Genomic DNA, 23,973 nt, shown 5'->3' with positions numbered 1-23,973 from the left:
GCTAGAAGGGTACAGCCCCGGCGCGCCGGATCCGGGGGTACGAACTTCTGCCGGAGCGTGTCGATCCGCGAATTCTCGTGATTGGCAATTCACATTCGTTAAACTTGACTGAACCCAACTGAGGAGACGGCCGTGGCACTGGATGACGAGCGCTTCGCTTCGCTCCTGCGCGACCTCGAAGCGGAGAGCGATGACCTTGTCGCCGTTGCCTCCGGGCTGCCTGCCCCGCAGTGGGCTCTCGGCACGCCCGCCGAGAGCTGGAGCGTCCACGACCAGGTCGTGCACCTCGCCTACTTCGGCGATCTGGCGACGCTGGGCTTCACCGATCCGCACGCGTTCAGGGCGTCCACCGAAGCGCTCCGCGCTACCGGACCGGACTGGGTCGACCAGGTCAATGAACAGCGCAGGGCCCTCCCCCCTGAGGCGACGCTGCGCTGGTTCGCGGACAGCCGTGCCACGCTCGGCCGCGTGCTCGCCAAGGTCGGCCCGGGTGCGCGCACTGCGTGGTTCGGCCCCTCGATGAGCGCCGCCTCGTGCGCCACCGCCCGGCTCATGGAAACGTGGGCGCACGGCCAGGACATCTATGACGCGCTCGGGCTGGAGCATCCGCTCACCGATCGCGTGCGTCACGTGTGCCACCTCGGCGTGATCACCCGCGAATTCGCATTCACCCAGCGCGGCCTGCAGGCGCCGCGGGTGGCTGTGCGGCTCGAGCTCATCGCCCCGAGCGGAGAATGCTGGACCTGGGGTCCGGCCGATGCCGCGGACCGGGTCACCGGCACCGCCAACGACTTCGCGCTGGTGGTAACCCAGCGGCGACATCGCGCGGACACGTCCCTCCGCGCCACGCCGGGCACGGCGGAGGAGTGGCTCAGGGTCGCCCAGGCCTTCGCGGGAGCGGCCGGCACCGGCCGCTCGCCGGGCACGTTCCGCGGTCAGCACACCGGCCAATCCGCCGCGGACGAAGGCTGGCAATGACAGACCCCCGGCCCAAGTCGCCCAAGGGCGCCGACCGGCGCGAGCTGATCCTGCGCTCAGCCGCCGACCTCATGGCGGAGCGCGGCTATTCGGCGGTCAGCATGGCGCAGATCGGGGCCGCCGCGGGGATCGTCGGGTCAGGCGTCTACCGCCACTTCGACTCGAAGGCCACCATCCTCGGCGTGCTGCTCGAGCGCGTCATCGATGCGATGCACTCGGGCACGCGCGACATCATTGGCGCGACGGAGGACGGTCCGGACCGACTCGACGCGATGATCCGCAAGCAGACCGAAATCGTGGTCGAGAACCGGTCGTTGGTCGCCGTGTACCTGCGCGACTCCGGCAACCTGCCGGCCGACGACCTGCGCCGGCTCCGACTGCAGCAGCGCGAACTGATCGGCGAATGGATGCGTGTCTGCGCGGCGATCTCGCCCGGGTCGAGCGAGCCGGAACTGCGCATGGTCGTGCAGGGCGTGCTCGCCCTGATCAACTCGATCTGCACGTACGACAACCGGCTGCCCGCCGACCGCATCGTGGCCGCGATCACCGAAATGGCCAGTTCGGCGCTCAGGACGGGCGTTCCCGTTCCCTAAAACCGAAGCGCAGACATCCGCCGCAGGTTGAGTTGCGGAGAAAGTACCCTCAATTTCACAACGAAGGGTCGATCTCCGCGACTCAACCCGGGGGCGAGTCCAGGGTCAGCAGGGTCAGTAGGACTTCGGCAGTCCGAGGCTGTGCTGCGCGATGTAGTTGAGGATCATCTCGCGGCTCACCGGGGCGATGCGCAGCAGTCGCGCGAGACCCCAGTAGGGCAGGAGCCCGTATTCCTGGGCGAGGCCGTTGCCGCCCATGGTCTGGATGGCCGCGTCGATGGCGGCCAGGGCTGCCTCCGCCGCCGCGTACTTGGCCGTGTTCGACGCCTCGCCGGCCGGCAGGCCCTGGTCGTGCAGCCAGGCGGCCTTGCGCATCATCAGCGCGGCGAGCTCGGTCTCCATGCTTGCCTTGGCGAGGGGATGCGCCAGGCCCTGGTGGGTTCCGAGCGGAGCCCCCCAGACCTCGCGTTCGCTGGCGTACTTCGACGCCTGCGTGAGCGCGAATCGCGCGATGCCGATGCACAGCGCGGCGCCGGTGATGCGCTCGGGGTTGAGTCCGTGGAAGACCTGCTCGAAGCCCTTCCCCTCCTCGCCGACGAGGGCGTCGGCCCCGACGCGCACGTCATCGAAGAAGAGCGTGTACTGCTTCTCCGGAAGCATGACGTCCATCTCGATCCGCGTCTTGTCGAGCCCGGGCGTGCCGACAGGCACGATGAACAGCGACATAAGCGGTTTGCCGTCGTCCTTGCGGCCGGTGCGGGCGACCACGAGCACGGCGTCGGACTCGTCGACGCCGGAGATGTAGTACTTCGAGCCGGAGAGGACCCAGTCGTCGCCGTCGCGGCGAGCGGTGGTGGAGATCAAGTGCGTGTTAGAACCGGCATCCGGCTCGGTGATGGCGAACGCCATCTTCGACGTGCCGTCCGCAAGACCGGGCAGCCAGGCCTGGCGCTGGTCATCGGTTCCGAATTCCGTGATGACCTCGGCCGAGATGGCTGCCGAGACGAGGATCAGGAGGAGCGGGACACCCTGGGCGGCACTCTCCTCGGCGACGAGCGCGAGCTCGAGCATTCCGGCTCCGCCTCCGCCGAACGCTTCGGGGATGTTGACGCCGATGAGACCGGCCTCACCCAGCGCCTGCCAGACCTCGTCGCAGGGCTCGCGATTCTTGGAGTGCTCCGCGTAGTAGGCGCCGCCATACGGCTTGACGATGCTGGCGACCGCAGCCTTGAGGTCAGCATGCTCATCTGAGAGGGAAAAATCCACGTCGACTCCAATTGTGATTCTAAATTCACTTATCGGCAATACTACCTCAGGGAAGCTCGATCGCGGGCTACCGGTTCGTGAAGGCGGGTGGCCGCTTCTCGATGAAGGCGTTCATGCCCTCCTTCTGGTCGGCTGTCGCGAAGGTGGAGTGGAAGACCCGCCGCTCGAAGCGGATGCCCCCCTCGAGCAGCGTCTCGTAGGCCGCGTTGACGACCTCCTTGGCCATCATCGCCACCGGGAGCGACATGCCCGCGATGGTCGCCGCGGTCGCCATGGCCTCGTCGAGGAGATCGTCGGCGGGGATGATCCGCGACACCAGGCCGGCGCGCTCCGCTTCCACGGCGTCGATGGTGCGGCCGGTGAGTAGCATCTCCATCGCCTTCGCCTTGCCGACGGCACGCGTGAGCCGCTGGGAACCCCCGATGCCGGGAATGACGCCCAGCTTGATCTCGGGCTGGCCGAACTTCGCAGTGTCCGCGGCGAGGATGAAGTCGCACATCATCGCGAGTTCGCAACCGCCGCCGAGTGCGTGCCCCGCGACCGCGGCCACCACGGGTGTCCGCACGGCCGTGAAGCGGTCCCAGCCGGCGAACCAGTCGGCCAGGTACATCTCGACGAACGACTTCGTCGCCATCTCCTTGATGTCCGCCCCGGCCGCGAACGCCCGTGCCGACCCGGTGACCACGATGGCGCCGATCTCCGGGTCGCGGTCGAGCGCGGTCGCGGCGGCGACGACATCCTGCAGCATGCCGAGGTTGAGGGCGTTGAGCGCCTCCGGGCGGTTGAGCGTGATCAGGCCCACCCGGCCGCGGCGCTCGAGGATGATGTTGTCGTACTCGGTCATGCCGAGACCTCCAGGTTCGAGTTGTGACGAATTGTGTTGATGATGGCCGAGAAGTCGAGGCCGGCCCCGCCCTCGTCGGCGAAGCGGCGGTAGATCGAGGCTGCGAGCGGGCCGAGCTGGGCCGCGGTCCCTGTGGCTTCGAGCGCGTTCAGCGCGAGCCCGAGGTCCTTGGCCATGAGCGCGCCGGCAAACCCGGGCTGGTAGTCGCGATTGGCCGGACTTGTCGGGACCGGGCCGGGCACCGGGCAATTCGTGGTGAGCGCCCAGCACTGTCCGGATGCCGCGCTGGCGACATCGAAGAGCGCCTGGTGTGTGAGCCCCAGCTTCTCCCCCAGCACGAAGGCCTCACTCACGGCGATCATCGACACGCCGAGGATCAGGTTGTTGCAGATCTTCGCGGCCTGCCCCGCCCCTGAGCCGCCGCAGTGCACGATGCGCGCGCCCATCCGGGCGAGGATCGGCTCCGCCGCCTGGAAGTCCGCGTCGCCCGCGCCGACCATGAAGGTGAGTGTGCCGGCCTGGGCCCCACCGACGCCGCCGGAGACGGGGGCGTCGAGTGCGCGGTGGCCGGCGGCCTGCGCCAGCGCCTGTGCCGCGCGGGCGTCGTCCACGTCAATCGTGGAGGAATCGATGAAGAGCGTTCCCGGATCGGCCGCCGAGAGGAGCCCGTCCCGGTAGGCCGCCAGCACGTGGGCGCCGCTCGGCAGCATGGTGATGACGACCTCGGCGCCGGCCACCGCCTCGGCCGCGGATGCCGGGACCGTGACGCCGTTGTCGCGGGCGTGGTCGAGGGCCGCCGGAACGAGGTCGTAACCGGACACCTGGTGGCCCGCGCGCACGAGGTTGGCGGCCATGGGGCCACCCATGTTCCCCAGCCCGATGAAGGCGATTTTCGTCATGACCTGCTCCTGTCTGCGCCGCCCGCTGGGGCAATCGTGTGTGCTGAAAGCCCGAGTTCCCGCGGCCCGAGGCTCGCGAAATAGCTCTCGACGACCGCGCGGTCCACCTCCGGCAGGGTTGCCGGTGACCACCGCGGGTTGCGGTCCTTGTCGATGACCTGCGCCCGCACTCCCTCCATGAACTCACTGCTCGCGGCGAGCCGCACGGTGACCCGGTACTCCTGGTTCAGTGCCTCCTCGACGCTGCCGAGCCGGCGCGCGCGGCGCAGCGACTCGAGGGTGATGCACACGGCGGTGGGCGATTTCGCGACCAGCACGGATGCCGCGGCGCGGGCATCCGGGTGGTCAGACGCCTGCAGCCGGGCGACGATCTCGGAGGCGTCGTCGGCGGAGTAGCACTCGTCGATCCACGCGCGCTGCCCGGCCAGCGCCGACGGCGGAGCGGCGCCGGCGAACCGGGCGATGGCATCGGCGGCCGGGACGGTTTCGAGTTCCCGGGCCAGCAGGACGAGGTCCTCGCTGGGCACGAAGTGGTCGGCGAGGCCGAGCTCGAGGGCGTCGGCCCCGGTGAACATCCCGCCGGTCAGGGCGACGTGGGTGCCCAGCTCGCCCGGCGCGCGGGCGAGCAGGTACGTGCCGCCCACATCCGGGGCGAAGCCGATGCCCACCTCGGGCATGCCGATCCGGGTGCGCTCCGTGACGATCCGCGCGGAGCCGTGGGCCGAGACCCCGACTCCCCCGCCGAGCACGATGCCGTCCATGAATGCCACGTACGGCTTGGGGTAGCTCGCGATCTTCGCGTTGACGACGTACTCGTCCGCCCAGAAGCTCGCGGCTTCCCCGCCACCCTCCTGCGCGTCGTTGTAGATCGCAACGATGTCTCCGCCGGCGCACAGGCCGCGTTCGCCCGCGCCCGAAATGAGCACGGTCTGCACCTCGTCGTCGTGTTCCCACTCGTTGAGCGCCTCGCCGATGGCCTGGAGCATCGCGTGGGTCAGGGCGTTCAGCGTCGCCGGCCGGTTGAGCACGATGTGCCCGAGCCTGCCGGTGCGGGTGAGAAGGATCTCGTCGTTTGGGCTGGTCATTTGGCCTCCGTCAGGCTGCGGCCCACGATGAGTCGCATGATCTCGTTCGTCCCCTCGAGGATCTGGTGCACGCGCAGGTCGCGCACAATCCGCTCGATGCCGTAGTCCGCGAGGTAGCCGTAGCCGCCGTGGAGCTGGAGGGCGGAATTGGCGACGGTGAAGCCGGCATCCGTCGCGACGCGTTTCGCCATCGCGCAGAGCTTCACACTGTCGGCGTCACCGCGGTCCAGGGACTCGGCGGCGCGGGCCAGCAGGGTACGCGCCGATTCCAGGGCCGTGTCCATGTCGGCCAGTTCGAACAGGAGGGCCTCCTGCTTGATCAGCGGTCCGCCGAAGGCGGTGCGGTCCCTGAGGTACGCGACCGTGCGGTCGAGGGCGGCCTGGCCGCCGCCGACCGAACACGCCCCGATGTTGAGGCGCCCGCCGTTGAGTCCGCCCATGGCGATGCCGAACCCGTCACCCTCCTGGGAGAGGAGATGTGCCGCCGGGACGCGCACATCCTCGAACACGACCTGCCGTGTCGGCTGGGCGTGCCAGCCCATCTTCTTCTCCAGCGGACCGAAGGACAGGCCCGGTGCGCCGGCCTCCACGACGATCGCACTGATCCCCTGGCTGCCGGCGTCACCGGTGCGGGCCATGACCACGTAGAAGCTCGACACACCGGCGCCGGAGATGAACTGCTTGACCCCGTTGATGACGTAGTCGTCGCCGTCACGCACCATTCGTGTGGTGAGCGCCGCGGCGTCGGACCCTGCTCCGGGCTCGGTGAGGCAGTAGCTGCCCAGCGCCTCCATGCTCACCAGCTGCGGCACCCACTCCGCGCGCTGGGCTTCGCCGGCGAAGCTGTCGATCATCCAGGTGACCATGTTGTGGATCGAGATGTAGGCGGCGATGGTGGTGTCGCCCTTGGCGAGTTCCTCGAAGATGAGAATGGAGTCGGCCCGGCTCAGTCCTGAGCCGCCGAACTCCTCGCTTGCGTAGATCCCGCCCATCCCCAGCTCGCCGGCACGGCGCAGAATGTCCACCGGGAAGTGGTGCGTCTCGTCCCATTCGGCCGCGTTCGGAACCAGCGATTCGGTCGCGAATTGGCGAACCATCTGCACGATCGATCGTTGATCCTCGGTTAGTGCGTACATTCGTCAGCCCCTCCGTTGGTGCGCGAGAATCAACCTACTAGGACATCCGACGCATCGGTTGGCCACTTCTTGGACCATATAGGCTGGGACCGTTCCGCCCACTTTCAACGAGGAAAACGGAGAGTGTGATGAAGATCGCAGTGCTCGTTAAAGAAGTTCCCGACACGTGGGGAGACCGCCGCATCGACCCGTCGACGAAGCGGGTGGACCGCAAGGGCGACCTGGTGATCGACGAGATCAATGAGAAGTCCGTCGAGGCTGCGCTCCTCGTCAAGGAGGCGAATGCGGGCAGCGAGGTCACCGTGGTCACCATGGGTCCGTCGAGCGCCCTGGCCGCGATTCGCAAGGCCCTCGCCATGGGCGCCGACAACGGCATCCACATCGTCGATGACGGCCTCGTCGGCTCCGACGCCATGCAGACCTCCGCAGCGCTGGCTGCGGCCCTCCGCCCGGGAGGCTTCGAGCTCATCATCACCGGCAACGAGTCGACCGACGGGCGCACGGCAGCCGTCCCCGCGATGCTCGCCGAGCGCCTCGGTCTCGCCCAGCTCACCTTCCTGCGCACCCTCAGCGTCACCGGAGACGGCGTCACCGGCGAACGGATGACCGACGAGGGTCACCTCGACGTGCGCGCGTCCCTGCCCGCCCTGGTCTCGGTCACCGAACAGATCGCCGAGGCGCGTTTCCCGAACTTCCGCGGCATCATGGCCGCCAAGAAGAAGAAGGTCGAGTCACTCGGCCTCGCCGGCCTCGGCCTTCCGGCAGACGAGACGGGTGCCGAAAATTCCTGGTCCGTGGTCGAGGATGTCGCCCCCCGACCGGCCAGGTCCGGCGGCACCATCGTGAAAGACGACGGCACGGCCGGCACGCAGCTCGCAGACTTCCTCGCCGCGGCGAAACTGATCTAGGAAGAAAAGACATGGCATACGCACTCGTTCTTGTTGAACTCGCCAACGGCCGGCCGGCTGCGAGCACGGGCGAACTCCTCGCCGCCGCGGCCAGGCTCGGCGAGCCGGCCGCCGTCATCGTCGTCGAACCGGGGACCGCGGGAGAGGTTGCCGAAAGCCTCGGCGCGCTCGGCGCCGGCACCGTCTTCGTTGCCTCGATCGAGAACGCCGACACGCTGCTGGTGACCCCGCAGGTCGCGGCACTGCAGGCCGCGGTCCTGGCCGCCGGCGAGGTGTCCGCCGTCCTCGTCGGCAACTCCATCGACAGCCGGGAGGCCGCCGCGCGGCTGGCCGTGCGGATCGGCGGCGCCTTCCAGAGCGACGCCGTCGACGTCACGGCCGGAGCCGCCGGAATCCTCGTCACCCAGCAGGCATTCGGCGGTTCGTTCACCGTGACCGCCCGCGCCGCGAAGGGCACCCCGGTCATCTCACTGCGGCAGGGGTCGGTCGACGGCACCGCCCCGGCGGCCGCGGGCGCCATCCACGAACTCGAGGTGACGGGCGACACCGCCGTCGGCGCACAGGTGACCGCGCGCCACGAGCAGACCCAGGCTTCCGAGCGCCCGTCGCTCCAGACCGCGGACATCGTGGTCTCGGGCGGCCGCGGGCTGGGCTCGAGGGAGAAGTTCGTGCTCGTCGAGGAACTGGCCGACGCACTGGGCGCAGCCGTCGGCGCGTCGCGCGCCGCCGTCGACGCCGGCTACTGCGAGCACAACATGCAGGTCGGCCAGACCGGTGTGACCGTGTCGCCCAACCTGTACATCGCCGTCGGCATCTCCGGCGCCATCCAGCACCGCGCCGGCATGCAGAGCGCCAAGACCATCGTCGCGATCAACAAGGACGCCGACTCCCCCATCTTCGATGTCGCGGACTTCGGAGTCGTCGGCGACCTCTTCACCGTCGTGCCGCAGCTCATCGAGGCCGTCAAGGCGAGGAAGAGCTAAGTTGACCTCTGTCCTGACCGGCTTCACGAAGAGCCGGTGGTTCAAGCTCGTCTGGATCGTGCCGGCGATCCTCCTCGGACTCTTCCTGGTCGTCCTGGCGGCCAGGATGATCCGGGAACTGCCCGCCGTGGCGTCCTTCATGACCGAGTACCCCGGCGAATCGGAGCTGCCGGAGTCCGCCCCGGTCGGTTTCCCGGCCTGGCTCGGCTGGCAGCACTTCCTGAACGCGTTCTTCATCCTGCTGATCATTCGGACCGGCTGGCAGATCCGCACCACGAAGCGCACCGCCGCGTACTGGACCCGCAACAACACGGGGTTGCTGCGCACGAAGAACCCGCCCGTGCGGATTGCACTCCACGTCTGGTTCCACCTCAGCCTCGACACCCTCTGGGTGCTCAACGGGGTGATTTTCTACGTGCTGATCTTCGCGACCGGCCAGTGGATGCGGATCGTCCCGCTCAGCTGGGACGTGTTCCCGAACGCGGTATCCGTGGCCATCCAGTACGCGTCGCTCAACTGGCCGACCGAGAACGGCTGGGTCAACTACAACGCCCTGCAGCTGCTGGCCTACTTCATCACGGTGTTCATCGCGGCGCCGCTCGCCCTGATCACCGGCATCCGGATGGCTCCGGGCCTGGCCGGTCGCTTCGCCCGCCTCGACCGGGTGTTCCCCCTGCCGCTCGCCCGGGCCGTGCACTTCCCGGTGATGCTCTGGTTCGTGGGGTTCATCATCGTCCACGTCACCCTCGTGCTCGCGACGGGGGCCCTGCGCAACCTCAACCACATGTATGCCGCCCGGGATGACCTGAGCTGGTGGGGCTTCGGCATCTTCGCGATCTCCCTGGTCGTGATGGCGGTCGCCTGGATTGCCGCGAGGCCCTCTATCCTCAGTTCGCTCGCCGGCCTGACCGGCTCCGTGCGGCGCTAACCGTTCTTTCTGGCCCGGCTCGGCTGCACCCGGGTCGGCTCCCCCGGCATCTTCGGAAAGTCGGGCGGGAAGGGCAGTTCACCGAGCCCGCCCGCGACATCCCGCTCCCACCAGCGCAGCAGCTCGTCGATCGTGCCGGGGTGCTCGTGCATGGTCGCCCACGGGTCTCCGGTGGTTGCCAGCCGCGCGGGCACGGTGGCGATCGTGAAGGTCCGGGGGTCGGTCGTCTCCAGCTCATCCCACTCGATCGGGCAGGAGACGGGCGCGTGCGCCAGCGCCCGCGGACTGTACGCGCCCGCCATCGTGCGGTCCCGGTTGGCCTGGTTGAAGTCGACGAATATCCGCTCGCCTCTCTCCTCCTTCCACCACGATGTCGTGACCTTGTCGGGCATCCGTCGTTCGAGCTCGCGGGCTGCGGCGATCACCCCGTGACGCACGTCCAAAAATTCCCGCGCCGGCTCGATCGGCGCGAACACGTGCAGGCCGCGGCTCCCGGACGTCTTGATGAACGCGGTGAGACCGGCCTCCGCGAGCACCGCGCGAAGCTCGAGCGCGGCGGGGACCGCATCGTCGAAGTCGGTGCCCGGCTGCGGGTCGAGGTCGATGCGCAGTTGGTCGGGGTTGTCGGTGTTCTCGGCGCGGGATGGCCAGGGGTGGAACACGACGGTGTTCATCTGCACCGCCCAGACTGCGGCCGCCGGTTCGTCGATGACGAGCTGCGGATGCGACCGGCCGCTCGGATAGACGACCATCACCGACCGCACGTACTCCGGCGCGCCCTTCGGCGGATTCTTGGAGAAATACTGCTCACCGTCGATGCCGTCGGGGAACCGTTGCAGGGAGAGGGGACGATCGCCGTTCGCGGCGACGAAGGCTTCCCCCACGTCCACGATGTAGCGGGCGAGGTCGAGCTTGGTGATCCCGCTGTCCGGCCAGAGAACGCGTCCTGGACTCGAGATCCGCACCTCACGCCCGCCGTGCGGCCCGGGAACAGGGAGGACAACCGCTTCGCTCGCCATGCGGACAACATACCCAGGGGACGTCGATGCGTCGCCCCCTGGCCCGGTGATCTACTGGCGAACCAGCCCGCCGCCGGCACTGATCAGAACGCTGACCTTCTTGCCATCGACCGTGAAATCGACGATTGTCGAGGTCCCTGACGCCCGCACTTTGTACATCACGACGCCCGTGGCGCTGACCGGTGCGATGACGGACAGGATCGACGCACGGGTGCCCTGGCGCGCGAACATGGCTGTCGGAGCGGCCTTGCGGTGGAAGATGTCCGGATACTGCCAGCCCAGGATCGGTGAGGTCTGCGCGCGCTTGACCAGGATCGCTCCCCGAGGCAGCTCCTGCTTGTACGGGATCTGGAACAGGATCGTCCGCATGGAGTCGCCGGGAGCGGCCGCGATGGCCGTCGTCCGGGAGTAGACGGTGGCTTTTTGGTCCGCCGGCAGGTTCCAGAGCGTCTGGAATTGCTGCCAGGTCTGGGAGGTCGCGCGGTCCAGGGTCACCACGAGGTCGGGGTCCTTCAACACCAGGACGCCGCGGGTGCGCGAGACCCCGACACCTGGTTGGTCGCGGAACTCGAAGAAATCGGACGTGTCCTTGATCAGGTAGCGCGTCAGGTCGGTGTTGATCGGCATCACTGCGGCCTTCGGGGTCGTCATCGAGCTATGCGCGGTCGTGCCCCTCGCCCAGGCACGCCAGGAGTCGTTCTGGTAGCCGGCGTGGCCGCCGTCCACCAGGATGGTGCGCCCGCGCGCGGTGTAGGTCAGCGCCATGTGGTCATTGTGGCCGTGCACTGCCCGGGACCGGCCATACCGGATGCTGTAGGTGGATTCCTGCGCGAAGGGCTTCACCGTGCTGCCCCAGCCGGACCGGCCGAAGACGTACCCCCGTTTGTAGATCGCGACCCGTTGCCTGGGCGCCACGCCGCTGGTGCCCGCGGACGCGGCGTATTCCAGCGGAGTCCCCGGGTAGCCGATCGTCTTCACCTGCTCCGAATCGCCGATCTGGTGCAGGGTGCCGTTCGAGCTCGTGGCGTGGGCGATCCACGTCGCCAGGAGCGCCCGACGCGCGGAGATGGTCGCGCTCGGCACGGCGTTGCAGGCTAGCAGCACCTCCTCGACCCTCCCCCAGAGCCCGTAGTTCATCTGGGCGTATGCGGTCGACTGTTCATTCGTGGAGCCCTGAGAGTCGATCGCGGTCGTGATCGACGAGTCCAGGCGCGTCACGGCCAGGTTGCGGTAGTCGGCCCGGTTGAGCAGGCATCCCACACCGAACAAGACCATGCTCTCGTCCGTGCCGTGGTTCCAGGCCCCGCTCCAGTTGTTGATCAGGAACTTGGCGTGGTCGTGGAGCGAGGCGTTCAGCCAGGCGTAGGGCGTGGGGAGCACCGACACGCCGTAAGCGGCCAGGACGGACTGGCGCAGGCAGACGAGGACATTGGTCCGGTGCATGGTGGATTCCCAGGCGCCGATGTCGCTCTTCCAGGAGTAGGGATTGTCCTTGACCCAGTCCCTGGCGATTGCGGCAGTGTGCTCGAGGGTGACCAGATCGCCCTCTGAGCCGGCGGTAATGCCCTGTCCCAGCCAACGAAGGGAGTGCAGCCACATGTACCAGGACGGGTTCCTGTAGGGGTTGACCCTCCAGTTGACGTTGCCCGTGCCGTCGCCGACCCGATAGGGCGTGAACGGTCCCCAGGCGAACGTGTCAGCCATCAGGGCGCTGGGCGGATTCTTGGTGTCGATGCCGGCGTAGCCCGAACAGGTATAGGTTCCCGGGCCCAGCGCCCGCGTCTCGGTCGACCGTGAATCGACCGGCCCCGGCCCCGGATCGCTCGCGTCGGCGGCCGGGGGTCCGGTCGGTGCGACGTAGATCGGCCCGTCGAGGAACTGCGCCTCGGTCGGCTCGGGCAGCGGATCCTGCCCGGCTGCCGGTACGGAAGACCTCGTCGCGGAACCGGCCTGGGCGGTCGCGCTCGACAGGCCGGTCGCAGTGGTCGTGAGTGCCAGCACAGTCAGGGTCACGAGAACGCGACCCCCAAGCCGCCGCGAGCGGTTTCCCAGAGTACGTCGTGACATATATTGTGTCGCCGAGTCCGGAATCGGCGACCTCCCCCGACTGCAGCATAGGGCATCCGGCACCGCCGTGGAGCAGGCGGGCGGTCAGGCCTTTTTCACCACGCTGGACTTGAGCTGCAGGGCGACACCGTCGATCCGGCAGTCGATGTCGTGGTCGCCCACGCCGTCCACCAGCCGGATGCCGCGCACCTTCGTGCCCACCTTGATCACGGTGGAACTCCCCTTGGGCTTCAGGTCCTTGATCACGGTCACGTTGTCGCCGTCGGCCAGCGGCGTGCCATAGGCATCCGTGATGACGGTGTCCGCGGCCACTTCGGCTTCGGCCGGTTCCGGTGCCCACTCGTGCCCGCAGAGCGGGCAGACCAGAAGGGCCCCCATCTCGTAGGTGAGTTCGCTGGAACATTCAGGGCACGGAGGCAGGGAATCAGTCACCTTCCCAGAGTAGCGGGGGGCCCGGGACACGCAGCGAACGCCGGGTCATCCGTCGGCAGGTTCGCCGGCGATGTTGACCAGCCAGCTCACGCCGAACTTGTCCGTGCACATGCCAAAGGTGTCACCCCACGGCGCCTTCTCCAGGGGCATGGCGGCCGTGCCGCCATCGACGAGCTTGTCCCAGTAGCCGCGCAATTCGACCTCGTCGTCGCCGCTGAGGGACACCGCGTAGGTGTTCCCGGGCGTGAGTTCCATGCTGTTCGGCGTATCCGCCGCCATCAGGGCCAGGCCCCAGTCGGTCTTCAACTGGGAGTGCATGATCTTGTCCTGCTCGGCCGGGTCTTCGCTGGCGTGGTATTCGCCGAAGGTGCTGTGCGTCACCTCGCCGCCGAAGACGGACTGGTAGAAGTCCATGGCCTGCCTGGCCGTGTCGCGAAAGCTGAGGTAGGGATTGAGAACGGTGTGGGTCATGATCGAATCCTCATTCTTCTCGGTTGTCCGGTTTCTGAGTCGATTATCTGCTCGTCCGGGCGTCCCCGCGAGCCCCGGCCGCCGTCACGGCGGCCGGGGAATCACTCGGCCAGGCTGATCGTCACCTGGGGTGTTGTGATCAGGGTGTTGTGCACCGTGCAGTGCCCGGCGACGGCCAGGAGGGCGGCTCGGCGCTCGGCCGGCACGCCGTCCGGCAGCACGAGGCGCACCTCGATGCCGGACACCCGGGCGGGCCTGGACCCCATCTCGAAGCTGGTCTCAACGGCCAGCCCCTCGGTGGGCAGGTCGTGCCGGGCCAGGTAGCGGCGCGCGTAGAACGCGACGCACGACGCAAGGCTCGCGATGAACAGCTCTGTCGGCGTCGGGGCGGTGTCCTCCCCGCCGTCCTCACTGGGTTGATCGACGCGGACGACATGCCCGCGGATGCGAATGTCGAACTTATCCTCGCCGCGATGCTCGACTCGCATCGTTCGCGCGGCCGTGGCCGGCGCCGGCGCTGCCTCGCTCGCGCCCTGGGAGCGGCGCAGCCAGCGCAGGCTCTCCGTGTCACCGAGGAGTTCCAGCCGACGCCACAGCACGCTGCCGGGAACGGCCTGGCTGGCGTGGGCCCGGATCGCCACATTCTGACGTTGGCGCTCGACGCTCACCCGCACGTCGATGTCCTCGTCGGCGTGGCCGATGAACGAGGCGTCGAGCTCCTGGTTCAGTTGTTCCGCCACGACGGCCGGAAGAGTCCAGCCGAGGACCGGCAGGTTCAGGATCTCCGCCGCAGCCAGCGCCGCGGACGTTGCCGCCGCGTGGTCAGGGTGCCCGGTAACGCCGCTCGAGTCGAAGACCAGCAGCCCGTCCGCCCGGGCCGCCTCGGCTGCGCCGACGACGTCCGCGGCCACCTCGGTACGGCCCACCGTGCCCAGGGCGCCATCCGGATAGTGACAGAGAGTCGTTCGGCCGACGCCGAGCGCTGTGGCCGCAGCGTCGAGTTCCTCAGCGCGCACGGCTGACAGGTCGTCCGGGACACCCCGCAGCGTTGAGGCCTCCCCGTGGGTGAGGCAGAGCAGCTCCACCGTGGCGCCCGCGCGGGTGAACGCGGCCAGGACAGCGCCCAGGCCGAACGACTCGTCATCGGGATGCGCCACCACCGCAAGCACCGATTTCCACGCCGGCAGCTGGTCCGCGCTCTCGCCCGTGTTCCTCAGATTGTCAACGTTCATCGTGCTCCTTCACTCCGGGCGGCTTCGTCCCTCAACGCCCACCGGCATAGGGGGCCCCGGCGGGCGCCGAGACTCCTGCCAGCCTACTCAGACTCGAACGTACGCCCAGCCGTCGAATTGCCGTGCGGCCAGGTGCCCGACGGCAGCCGGGACAATCGACACGTCCCGGTACAGCTGGTCGGCTTCCAGCTCGGCCGAGCGCAGGCTGTTGCCGCAGGCCAGCACGCGCACGGCCTGCTCGGCCAGGGCCGACAGTTCGGGTTCGAGGACCGATCCGGCCCGCAGGAAGGCGACGCACGGACCCTGGACGACGAGTTCAATCTGCACGGCCGGCAGGGACGCCCGGGCATTCCGCGCGGCCCGGATTCCGGCCTGGATCCCCGCCGCGTCTGCGCCGCTGACGTGGAGGAGCATTCCCCTGTCGTTCATCGGTGGTCCTGTCCGGACCGCGCCCGCGTGCGCAGGTAGTAGATCCCGGCGACGACGACCAGGAGGGCGATCGCCGCCAGGCCGAAGAGCAGGTTGGACACCCCCGATGAGAGCGTCAGGACAAAGGATTCGGCGGCGAACTGATCGCCGATGGTCAGGAAGCCGCCGAGGCTCGCCGTGCCGTCGGTGAGCAGCAGCAGTACGCCGATCCCGATGGACAGCAGACCCGACACGATCAGCAACCACGAGTTCTGCCACCGTCCGACCTGGAGCATGCGCGGCCTCAACCAGCCGCGTTGGGTGATCTTCAGGCGGTCCCAGACGAGCGCGAGCAGGAACAGGGGGACGGTCATGCCGAGCGCGTAGACGGCCAGCAGAATTCCCCCATACGCGGCATTTCCGCCGATGGCGGCGACCGTGAGGACCGACCCGAGGATGGGGCCCGCGCATACCCCGGCGACACCGTAGACCGCTCCGAGCAGGAACACAGAGGCCGATGACGTGCCCTCTGCCGTTGCACCCCGGGTGAACGCGGGCATCCTGATACCGACGACCTGGATGATGCCCAGCCCGATGATGAGTGCCGCAGCGACCATCACCATCTCGGAGCGGTGCTGGAACAGGAACGCACCGAGCGTCCCGGCCAGGACGCCGATCGGCACGAGCGTGGTGATCAGCCCGAGGTAGAACAGGCCCGTGCGGCCCAGGAGCTTTGCGGGTGTTGAAAATGCGTAGGCGAAGAACGAGGGAAGGAGCATGACCGAGCACGGACTGAGCAGGGTCAGGACGCCGCCGATCAGGGCGCCCGCGTAGCCGATGTCCACTACTTCGCCGCTTCCTCGAGTTCGCGGTCTATGGCCTGGCGGAAGGCCGCCAGGGGCTGTGCTCCCGTGATGGGCGTGTCGTTGACCAGGAACAGGGGCGTTCCGGTCGCGCCAATCGACTGCGCCTCGGCCGTGTCGTCGGTGACGAGCTTCAGGAGTGCGGGGTCGCTCAGGTCGCTCTCGAACCGAGCCATGTCGGGCACGCCGACGTCGCGGCCGATTTGGAGCAGGCGCTCGCGCGGAAGGTCGATATGGGCTCTCTCCGGGGCGTCCTTGAAGATGGCGTCGGTGTACTCCCAGAAGAGGCCCTGGTTGCCGGCTGCCCGGCCGGCCACGGCCGCGTCGATGGATTGCTGCCCGAACACCGTGAGGTCACGCCATTCGAAGCGCACCTGCCCATTCGTCACGTACTCGTCCACGAGAAGCGGCATGGTGTCGCGCGCGAACACGGCGCAGAAGGGGCATCGATAGTCCGAGTACTCCACGATGACGACGGGTGCATCGGTGGCCCCGAGCGCGGTCGGATCACCCTCGATCCGACGCGACATGTCGATCAGCGTTTCGTCCGAGCCCTGCCCACTCGCGTCGCTCGCGGCCGGATCCGTCCCCGCCGTGCCGGACTGCGCCGCGAAGCCGACTCCGACCACGACCGCCAACCCGACAACTGCGAGGATGAGGTAGATGAGACCACGTCGCCGGGACCTGCCTGATGGCGTGCGCTTCGGTTGCTCAGACTCCATGGCTTGCGCCTTCCGGTTGATCGACGGGACTATTGCAATGTATATACATTTCACCGGAAAGGACAACCGTGTCAGGACATCGTGAGGCTGCTGCCAGGCTCCTCGCCGGCGACGGCGCGCACGACGCCGGCCCCCGGCCGCCGCTCTGGCGAAGGATCAGCGCCGATCTCGCGGCTCGCGTTGCCGAGGGAGAGTACGGCGACGGTTTTCCGGGCGAAGTCGAACTCGCCCAGACCTACGGCGTCAGCCGCGGCACGATCCGGAACGCCCTCCGACCCTTGCGGGAGACAGGGTCGGTCACCGCCCAACGCGGCAGGAAGCCTCGGGTGGTGATGGGTGGGCACGGGAGTGCCTTCGGACCCGTCTCCAGCCTGTTCGCGTCGGTGCAGGCATCCGGAATGACCCAGCGGAGCATTGTGCTTGCGCGCCGGGTCGTCACCGATCCGACCACCGCCGCGCTCTTGAGCCTGCCGCCGACGGAGGAGTTGCTCTTCTTGTCGCGTTTGCGACTCGCCGACGAGCAGCCGCTCGCGGTCGACAACGTGTGGCTCCCGGCCCGGCGGGTCGCTGCCCTGCTCGAGGTCGACTTCGCCGACACCGCGTTGTACAAGGAACTGCGGGAACGCTGTGGAATCACGCTGGACGGCGGCCAGGAAGAGCTTCGCGCGGACACCGCGACGGCAGTGGACGCCGAACGCCTCGGCTGCGCCGTCGGCGCCCCGATGTTTCGGATCCAGAGGATCGGCTACCACCAGGGAACCGCGATCGAACTGCGCTGCAGCCATATCCTGGGCGACCGATATGCCGTGACGGCCACCTTCGGCGACGGAGTGCCCGCCGCCTGACCCGCCTCGGCGCCCGCCTGGAACGAGCGGGCGTAGTCTGCGAAGAAATGACCGAGAAAAGCGCCGCTCGTTTCGCTCCGGTGACGCACACCAGCGATTCGATCCCGCACGCCACCACCCATCGGCGGCGCCTGCGTCGGATCGATTCCCTGGCGGGCCTGGCCTGGTTCTCGGTCGCTGTCGTACTGGCCCTCTTCCTGGCGGATGGCGGCGTGTCGTACTTCACGAACCTCCGCGACATCCCGACCGGAGCGGGCATCGTCGCGGGCCTCGTGGCCGGCGATCTCCTTCTCATCATGCTTCTCCTTGCGGCTCGCCAGGATCCGGTGACCCAGGCCATCGCCATGATCACCACCATGCAGGACATGCCGCAGGCCTTCATCGCCCTCGCCCTCTTCGTGCTCGTGGTCACGACATCGCTCGTGATCGTGCGCCACCGACTGCCGAACTTTGGCTGGTACTCCGTGCACCTGCTGGCCTATGCGGCCGTGCTGCTCGCTCTCCCCCATCAGTTCGCGCAGGGGGAACTCTGTGCGCGGGTCCGGCTAGTCCGCGGGATCGGCGACGGCACCGGGCTGTTCGGCGGCCAGCTGATCCAGGGCATCAATCCCGCCGGCAAGGTATCCCGCCCAGCTCGGGCCGGTGCGTCCGGGCGCGCCGGTCTCCGCCGCCCAGCGGGCACGGGTGTCCGCGAGGACCAGCCGGCTGCCGGATTCATCGTCCGGCACAACGGGCAGGCGTCGGATGGCCCGTCGCACCTCGGCCAGGGCCGCCGCCATCCCCTCGTAGTACTTCGTGGCGGGCACCGGCGCCCCCCTGGAGAGAGAACAAAGCGACTGGCCGCCAGTACTGGCGGCCAGTCGCTCGAGCGCCTCGCTTTCGCGGGCGCGGATGGATGCGTTGAGCATCCTCTTACTTCTTAGTTGCAGGTGCAGCGCTGGGCGGGCGGAACGTCAGCCATGACGCTGGCGACGTGCTCGCCGCATCCGGCCCAGGTGATTTTGGCGCAAACATTGCAACGGACGGGACTGCACATAGGTTTCTCCTTCAGTGGTCTAACGGTCAAGACAATCATACCCCCCGGGGTATCAAATAGCCAGCGACACGGCCGGCCTGGCTCGGCAACGGGCCGCTGCGTGCTAACGTCGAGGCCTACCTTAGGAGTGCTGTGCTAACAGCTTCGTCGATCCCTGTGCGTGCACGCACCCCCCTCCTGTCCTCGCTGGCGAGGGCTTCCGTCCTTGTCGCGGCGCTTGCCATCGCTGTCGTGGGCCTCACCCTCGCTCCTTCGGAGAAAGCGTCCGCACAGGACTTCGCCCAGTGCGACAGCGTCAACAACACCCCGGGCCTGGAACTCATCTGCGACGTGACCGTGGAGAACAACCTGAACCTGACCACCGGGGTGGACAGCTCCACTGTCACGACCACGGTGTGCGAAGGGGCCAATGGGGCGTCCAAGTGCGGCCCTGCCTCAACCGAGTCCTTCGACACACTCACCAGCAACGTCAGCCAGTGCAACTACGCTCTGAACGGCGGCGGCGGCAACCTGGATTGCACCGTGACCGTGGTCAACAACATCACCGGTGCGGCTGAGAAGGACCAGGCTCCGACCGGCGCAACGGTCAACCAGTGTGTCGGCTCCGCAACCGGCGGCGGCACGGCGATGATCTGCGACCCGTTCCCGGCCGCAACATCCAGCGCGACGATCACGCAGTGCAACGATTCCGCAATCGGCGGCGGCGGCGCGACCGGCGTCATCTGCACCGTGCACCCGTCAACCCAGAGCGCGCTGCTGCCGGTCACGATCAACCAGTGCAACAACTCGGCCAACGGCGGCGGAGCCAGCGTCACCTGCGATGCGACGCTGACGAACAACTTCCTCAGCGGGGCAGCGACTCCCGAGGAGACCACTCCGGTCGCGCCGGTCGCGCCGCTGAAGAACACCCTGCACGACTCCCTGACGGACGGATTCGGCCTGCCCGGCACCAACGGCAGCCAGGGAACGTTCCTCCTCGGAGGCGGCGTCCTCATGCTGCTCGCCGGCGGCCTGCTGACCGCAGCGTTCGCTACCCGCAAGGCTGGCGCTCGTCGCTAGAAAAGCCCTGCTCGTCGGCACGGCGGCGCTGCTCTGTGCAGTAGCCGTCGGCTGGCTTGGCTTCAGCCTGGCGAACACGGATGCGGGGACTCCCGCCCCCGTCCGCCGGACCCCCGTCGCGGCGGCGCCCTCGGCGTCGCCCACGGGGTCGCCCACGGCAGCCCCTGCCGCCGACCTCGTCATCGCCGCCTCGGCGCCTCTGCGACTCCGCGTCCCCGCCATCGGAGTGGACGGCGCCGTGTCGGAGTATTCCCAGCAGATGATCGACGACCGCGGGGGCTTCGATCCGCCCGAGCTTTCGACCATCTCGTGGGACACGACCATCACCGGCGGAACCGCGGGAACGGACTCGATCAACACGGTCTACCTGTACGGACATTCCTGGGTCGACGAGGCCGTCTTCAACGGCATCAGAGTAATGAAGGCCGGAGACGTTGCGGGCATCGACACCGCCAACGGCACCCTGTGTTACGTCACGCAGAAGACACTCACGCTCAACAAGGCGGAGTACAAGAACAACGACGAGATGACGGATGCGATCCCCAACCGCCTGGTGCTCGTGAGCTGCTACCGACCCGTCGGCTACGATCCGAATTCCGCCACAGTGGAGAACGTCGTGGCCGTGCTGCAACTCGACCAGGCCGCGACCAGCTCCGGCTGCTGACCCTGCTCGGAGCTGACGCAATCACGTCGATTTCAGTCATCTCGATACCCCATGGGGTATAGTCGGCGGAGACAGCTTGACGAAAGGAACATCGGATGTGCCGAGCAGTAACGTGTAAGAAGTGTGGCAAGACGACCTGGGCGGGCTGCGGTCAGCATGTCGACCAGGTCATGCGAGGCGTGTCCAGCGCGCAGAGGTGCCGCGGGCACGAGAATGACCCCGCGCCTGCCGGAAACTTCTTCACCCGGCTGTTCTCCCGCTGAGTCCTCCGGCCGCCACTGCGGCCCGGATCAACGAAAAGCCGGGAACATACCATCAAGGTATGTTCCTGGCTTTTCGTTTCCCCTCTCGGTCTACGCCGCCAGGGGCATCCGTTCCGTGCCCGCGTCGATGCGCAGCGAGTCACCGTCGACGGAGACCGTGACCTGCCCGCCCTCCTGCAGCTCGGAAGCGACCAGGAGATCGGCGATCCGGTCGTCCAGCTCGCGCTGGATCACCCGGCGCAGGGGCCGGGCCCCGTACTCCGGTTCGTAGCCGCGGTCGGCGATCCAGTCGACCGCATCATCGTTCACCGTGAGGCCGATGCCCTGGGACTGGAGGCGCGATTCGGTCTGGCCCAGCAGCAGCCGCACGATCCGGTGCAACTGCTCCCGGTCGAGCTTGCGGAAGAGGACGATCTCATCGATCCGGTTGAGGAACTCCGGCCGCATGGCCTCGCGGAGCTTGCCCATGACCCGGTCGCGCAGCGCCTTCTCAGAACCGAAACCGTTCCCGGCGCCGTCGGTTTCCGTGGTGAAACCGAGGGCGCCGCTCCGACTCGCGAGGAACTCCGACCCGATGTTCGAGGTCATGATCACCACCGTGTTGCGGAAGTCCACCGTGCGCCCCTGCCCATCGGTCAGGCGCCCGTCATCGAGCACCTGCAGCAGCAGGTTGAACACGTCGGGGTGCGCCTTTTCCACTTCGTCGAGCAACACGACCGAGTACGGGTTGCGCCGCACGCGTTCGGTGAGCTGCCCGGCCTCGTCGTAGCCAACGTACCCGGGAGGAGCCCCGACGAGCCGGCTCACGGTGTGCCGTTCGCCGAATTCGCTCATATCGAAGCGCAGCATCGCATTCTCGTCGCCGAACAACGATTCGGCCAGGGCCTTGGCGAGCTCGGTCTTGCCGACGCCGGTCGGTCCGAGGAACAGGAAGCTTCCGACGGGCCTGCGGGCGTCTCCCATGCCGGTGCGGTTGCGCCGCACGGCCTTGGCGATCACCGTCACCGCGTCATCCTGACCGATGACCCGCTCGTGCAGGTCGTCTTCCAGCCGGCCCAGGCGTTCGCGGTCGCCCGCGGTGAGCCGGCTGGCCGGGATGCCCGTGGCCCGGGCGATGATCTCGGCGATCTGCGCGTCTCCGACGACCGCCGGTCCAATCCCGGTCGGTGGCGCCTGGGAGTCCGAGGCATCCGCGACAGGTGCCGACTCGGCGGACGCGATCTTCCCCTGGACGCCCTCCATTTCGTCGCGCAGCCGCGACGCCTCTTCATAGTGCTCCGCAGCGACGGCTGCGCTCTTGGCTGTCTCGAGGGCCGCGAGTTGCTCGCGCAACGCGGCCGGATCGACGCGCACGCCCCGCTTCAGCCGCAGGCGCGCGCCGGCCTGGTCGATGAGGTCGATGGCCTTGTCCGGCAGGAAGCGGTCGGTGATGTAGCGCGCCGACATCTCGACCGCGGCACGGATCGCCTCGGCGGTGTACAGAACACCGTGGTGCTGCTCGTAACGGCCCTGCAGCCCGGCGAGGATCTGCACGGCATCCTCGATGCTCGGCTCCCCCACCCGTACCGGCTGGAAGCGTCGTTCCAGCGCCGGGTCCTTCTCGACCTTGCGGTATTCCTTCAGGGTGGTGGCCCCGACCACGTGCAGTTCTCCGCGGGCCAGGCGCGGCTTCAGGATGTTGCCGGCATCCATGCCGCCCTCGCCGGCGCCGCCGGCACCGACGACGGTGTGCAGTTCGTCGATGAACACGATGAGTTCGTCCGTGCGAGCGCTGATCTCATCCATCAGGCCGGTCAGGCGTTCTTCGAAATCGCCGCGGTAGCGGGTACCGGCGACCATGGCGGCAAGGTCGAGCGCGATCACACGCTTTCCCCGCAGCTGTTCGGGGACCTGGCCGTCGACGATCGCCTGCGCGAGGCCTTCGACGATGGCGGTCTTGCCCACGCCGGCCTCGCCGATCAGCACCGGGTTGTTCTTGGTGCGCCGCGAGAGGATCTCGATGGTCTGCTCAATCTCATCCGAGCGGCCGATCACCGGGTCGAGTTCGCCCGCGCGGGCCCGCGCGGTGAGGTCCGTGCCGTAGCTGTCGAGCATCGGCGTGTCGGAGTTCTCGGATGCCGCCGGCCGGCTCGTGACCGTGTCACCCGCCTGGTCCTCGCCCGCGCCCGCCTGCAGCGATTCCGGCGTCACCCCGGCGGCGGCCAGGACCTGCCCCGCGGGCGCATCCTGGTTCACGACGAATGCGTAGAACAGGTGCTCGGGGTCGATGTAGGTCGAGCCGAAGGCGCGCGCGACCTGGTGGGCATCAAGCAGTGCGCGCTGGGCCGAGTGCGTGAGCGACGGCGCGGCCGCCGACCGCTGGGCCGACGTTTCCGGCAGACGCTGCTCGACTGCCTTCGCTATGGCCGCGGGGTCCGCCCCGGTGCGCCGGATGGCGTCGGAGGCGGGCGTCTGCGGGGCCATGACCCTGAGGATGTGCAGGGCGTCGACGTCGGGGTGGCCGTGGTCGATCGCGAATTGGGCGGCCTGGGCGAGCACCTCGTGCGTGCGGCGGCTGAGCAGCCGGGTGATGTCGATGGGACGCCCGGACTGAGCCGCGGGCTGACCCTGAAGGTAGCGGGCGATGAATTCGTCGAACGAACCCTCGCCTGACCCTGCCGGACCGAAGAATATGGGCATCTGACCTCCTGGGACGTGAAACTTGAGTTGCCTTGACTCAAGTTAACGTCGCAGGCGGCGTTTCATTCCCGACGCACAATCCTCCGGAACCCGGGACGTGGTTGGACCGGCGGGCCCGGCAAATGAGAAATCGCCCCCGAGCATCCTCGGGGGCGACTTCGCTCATGCTGTGGCGCCTAGGCGATCACCGCTTCGTTCATGCGTGCTCTCATCCCCTGCGCGAGAGTCTCCGCGGCTCGCGTGAACGAGGAGAAGTAGGTCCTTTCCCGCCACCGGTCGAGGCTCATCACCTCGAAAAAGGCTCCAACTTGCCGGATGAAGCCGAGAATCGCCGCAGGAGTCTGCTCCGCAACGCCCTGGGCGCTCACTCGCCATTCGGTCGGGGAGATCTCCACGATTTCAAGATCAGATCCGTTCGCAAAAACATTGCCATCCATGACGCCTCCGGTTTGTTGGTGAAATCAAGTACACAAGATGCCGATGAGGCGAACAAGGGGCTTGACGATGGCGTCACGATCCCCCAAGGTGAGATTTGCTCGCACACTGATGGGGCGCTGGACTCGCGATCCCGGAGCCCTCGAAACGGATGGAGG

The 23,973-nt window shown here is 68.1% G+C and carries 26 protein-coding genes; 10 read left to right on the top strand and 16 right to left on the bottom strand.

What is annotated here, in order from left to right; genetic code table 11:
* The first annotated feature begins 132 nt into the window (after positions 1–132).
* Both BLQ39_RS01845 and BLQ39_RS01840 read left to right on the top strand, forming a co-directional pair.
* Positions 133–978 carry a TIGR03084 family metal-binding protein gene (locus tag BLQ39_RS01845; RefSeq protein WP_092321391.1) on the top strand — a complete coding sequence of 282 codons (846 nt, stop codon included), beginning with the start codon at positions 133–135 and terminating at the stop codon, positions 976–978.
* On the top strand, positions 975–1,571 hold the full coding sequence (locus BLQ39_RS01840; protein WP_092321390.1) for a TetR/AcrR family transcriptional regulator: 597 nt from the start codon (positions 975–977) through the stop codon (positions 1,569–1,571). The genes BLQ39_RS01845 and BLQ39_RS01840 overlap by 4 nt, the downstream gene beginning before the upstream one ends.
* Before the next feature lie 114 nt (positions 1,572–1,685).
* On the opposite strand, the gene BLQ39_RS01835 is transcribed toward BLQ39_RS01840, so the two are convergent.
* From BLQ39_RS01835 to BLQ39_RS01815, 5 genes are all read right to left on the bottom strand, one after another.
* A complete protein-coding gene (locus tag BLQ39_RS01835) occupies positions 1,686–2,837 on the bottom strand; it encodes an acyl-CoA dehydrogenase family protein (RefSeq protein ID WP_092321389.1) in 1,152 nt (383 codons plus the stop codon).
* A gap of 67 nt (positions 2,838–2,904) precedes the next feature.
* Positions 2,905–3,681 (bottom strand): enoyl-CoA hydratase, encoded by a 777-nt coding sequence (locus BLQ39_RS01830; protein WP_092321388.1) that lies wholly within the window; start codon positions 3,679–3,681, stop codon positions 2,905–2,907.
* A complete protein-coding gene (gene mmsB, locus BLQ39_RS01825; RefSeq protein ID WP_092321387.1) occupies positions 3,678–4,580 on the bottom strand; it encodes a 3-hydroxyisobutyrate dehydrogenase in 903 nt (300 codons plus the stop codon). Before mmsB ends, BLQ39_RS01830 begins: the two co-directional genes overlap by 4 nt.
* Entirely contained in the window at positions 4,577–5,665 is a 1,089-nt protein-coding gene (locus BLQ39_RS01820; RefSeq protein ID WP_092321386.1) for an enoyl-CoA hydratase/isomerase family protein, read from the bottom strand. Before BLQ39_RS01820 ends, mmsB begins: the two co-directional genes overlap by 4 nt.
* Complete coding sequence (locus BLQ39_RS01815; protein WP_092321385.1) at positions 5,662–6,801, bottom strand: acyl-CoA dehydrogenase family protein; 1,140 nt, start codon at positions 6,799–6,801, stop codon at positions 5,662–5,664. Before BLQ39_RS01815 ends, BLQ39_RS01820 begins: the two co-directional genes overlap by 4 nt.
* Before the next feature lie 128 nt (positions 6,802–6,929).
* On the opposite strand from BLQ39_RS01815, the gene BLQ39_RS01810 reads away from it, so the two are divergent.
* The 3 genes from BLQ39_RS01810 to BLQ39_RS01800 are packed head-to-tail and all read left to right on the top strand — an operon-like array spanning position 6,930 to position 9,620.
* Entirely contained in the window at positions 6,930–7,709 is a 780-nt protein-coding gene (locus BLQ39_RS01810) for an electron transfer flavoprotein subunit beta/FixA family protein (RefSeq protein ID WP_092321384.1), read from the top strand.
* 11 nt (positions 7,710–7,720) lie between these two features.
* Positions 7,721–8,692 carry an electron transfer flavoprotein subunit alpha/FixB family protein gene (locus BLQ39_RS01805; protein ID WP_092321383.1) on the top strand — a complete coding sequence of 324 codons (972 nt, stop codon included), beginning with the start codon at positions 7,721–7,723 and terminating at the stop codon, positions 8,690–8,692.
* Between the two features lies 1 nt (position 8,693).
* Complete coding sequence (locus tag BLQ39_RS01800; RefSeq protein WP_241982769.1) at positions 8,694–9,620, top strand: cytochrome b/b6 domain-containing protein; 927 nt, start codon at positions 8,694–8,696, stop codon at positions 9,618–9,620.
* Here BLQ39_RS01800 and ligD read toward each other — a convergent pair.
* The 8 genes from ligD to BLQ39_RS01755 all read right to left on the bottom strand — a co-directional run bounded on the left by ligD (position 9,617) and on the right by BLQ39_RS01755 (position 16,834).
* Entirely contained in the window at positions 9,617–10,639 is a 1,023-nt protein-coding gene (ligD, locus tag BLQ39_RS01795; RefSeq protein ID WP_092321381.1) for a non-homologous end-joining DNA ligase, read from the bottom strand. The genes BLQ39_RS01800 and ligD overlap by 4 nt on opposite strands.
* Before the next feature lie 51 nt (positions 10,640–10,690).
* Positions 10,691–12,652, bottom strand: a complete 1,962-nt coding sequence (locus tag BLQ39_RS01790; protein ID WP_198417061.1) for a heparinase II/III domain-containing protein — start codon at positions 12,650–12,652, stop codon at positions 10,691–10,693.
* 138 nt (positions 12,653–12,790) lie between these two features.
* Positions 12,791–13,138 (bottom strand): zinc ribbon domain-containing protein YjdM, encoded by a 348-nt coding sequence (locus BLQ39_RS01785; RefSeq protein WP_092321379.1) that lies wholly within the window; start codon positions 13,136–13,138, stop codon positions 12,791–12,793.
* 45 nt (positions 13,139–13,183) lie between these two features.
* A complete protein-coding gene (locus BLQ39_RS01780; RefSeq protein WP_092321378.1) occupies positions 13,184–13,609 on the bottom strand; it encodes a VOC family protein in 426 nt (141 codons plus the stop codon).
* 101 nt (positions 13,610–13,710) lie between these two features.
* Entirely contained in the window at positions 13,711–14,841 is a 1,131-nt protein-coding gene (locus tag BLQ39_RS16050; protein WP_241982770.1) for a PIG-L family deacetylase, read from the bottom strand.
* Positions 14,842–14,928: 87 nt separating this feature from the next.
* The gene (locus tag BLQ39_RS01765) at positions 14,929–15,270 is read right to left on the bottom strand and encodes a DsrE family protein (RefSeq protein WP_092321377.1); all 342 of its coding nucleotides are present in this window, start codon (positions 15,268–15,270) and stop codon (positions 14,929–14,931) included.
* Complete coding sequence (locus tag BLQ39_RS01760) at positions 15,267–16,094, bottom strand: cytochrome c biogenesis CcdA family protein (RefSeq protein ID WP_092321376.1); 828 nt, start codon at positions 16,092–16,094, stop codon at positions 15,267–15,269. Before BLQ39_RS01760 ends, BLQ39_RS01765 begins: the two co-directional genes overlap by 4 nt.
* Positions 16,094–16,834, bottom strand: coding sequence for a DsbA family protein (locus BLQ39_RS01755; RefSeq protein WP_092321375.1), 741 nt, complete (start codon positions 16,832–16,834; stop codon positions 16,094–16,096). The genes BLQ39_RS01760 and BLQ39_RS01755 overlap by 1 nt, the downstream gene beginning before the upstream one ends.
* A gap of 68 nt (positions 16,835–16,902) precedes the next feature.
* Here BLQ39_RS01755 and BLQ39_RS01750 point away from each other — a divergent pair, with 68 nt between their 5' ends.
* The gene (locus BLQ39_RS01750; RefSeq protein ID WP_092321374.1) at positions 16,903–17,679 is read left to right on the top strand and encodes a GntR family transcriptional regulator; all 777 of its coding nucleotides are present in this window, start codon (positions 16,903–16,905) and stop codon (positions 17,677–17,679) included.
* Between the two features lie 47 nt (positions 17,680–17,726).
* Positions 17,727–18,602, top strand: coding sequence for a hypothetical protein (locus tag BLQ39_RS01745; protein ID WP_092321373.1), 876 nt, complete (start codon positions 17,727–17,729; stop codon positions 18,600–18,602).
* On the opposite strand, the gene BLQ39_RS16330 is transcribed toward BLQ39_RS01745, so the two are convergent.
* Positions 18,599–18,715, bottom strand: coding sequence for a DUF8730 family Cys-rich protein (locus BLQ39_RS16330; protein ID WP_501037279.1), 117 nt, complete (start codon positions 18,713–18,715; stop codon positions 18,599–18,601). The genes BLQ39_RS01745 and BLQ39_RS16330 overlap by 4 nt on opposite strands.
* Before the next feature lie 156 nt (positions 18,716–18,871).
* Between BLQ39_RS16330 and BLQ39_RS01740 the strand changes: the two genes are divergently transcribed.
* The 3 genes from BLQ39_RS01740 (at position 18,872) to BLQ39_RS16325 (ending at position 20,701) form a co-directional block, all read left to right on the top strand.
* A complete protein-coding gene (locus BLQ39_RS01740) occupies positions 18,872–19,774 on the top strand; it encodes a hypothetical protein (RefSeq protein ID WP_092321372.1) in 903 nt (300 codons plus the stop codon).
* Entirely contained in the window at positions 19,758–20,438 is a 681-nt protein-coding gene (locus BLQ39_RS15740) for a class F sortase (protein WP_092321371.1), read from the top strand. Before BLQ39_RS01740 ends, BLQ39_RS15740 begins: the two co-directional genes overlap by 17 nt.
* Positions 20,439–20,533: 95 nt before the next feature.
* Complete coding sequence (locus BLQ39_RS16325; RefSeq protein WP_092321370.1) at positions 20,534–20,701, top strand: DUF8730 family Cys-rich protein; 168 nt, start codon at positions 20,534–20,536, stop codon at positions 20,699–20,701.
* Positions 20,702–20,791: 90 nt separating this feature from the next.
* Here the strand turns inward: BLQ39_RS16325 and BLQ39_RS01725 are convergent, their stop codons facing one another.
* Entirely contained in the window at positions 20,792–23,380 is a 2,589-nt protein-coding gene (locus tag BLQ39_RS01725) for an ATP-dependent Clp protease ATP-binding subunit (RefSeq protein ID WP_092321369.1), read from the bottom strand.
* Between the two features lie 176 nt (positions 23,381–23,556).
* On the bottom strand, positions 23,557–23,775 hold the full coding sequence (locus tag BLQ39_RS01720) for a hypothetical protein (protein WP_135109217.1): 219 nt from the start codon (positions 23,773–23,775) through the stop codon (positions 23,557–23,559).
* Between the last annotated feature and the right edge of the window lie 198 nt (positions 23,776–23,973).

Source organism: Cryobacterium psychrotolerans, from assembly GCF_900101115.1.
GTDB classification, from domain to species: Bacteria; Actinomycetota; Actinomycetes; order Actinomycetales; family Microbacteriaceae; genus Cryobacterium; species Cryobacterium psychrotolerans.
This window is presented reverse-complemented; position numbering and strand designations above follow the sequence as displayed.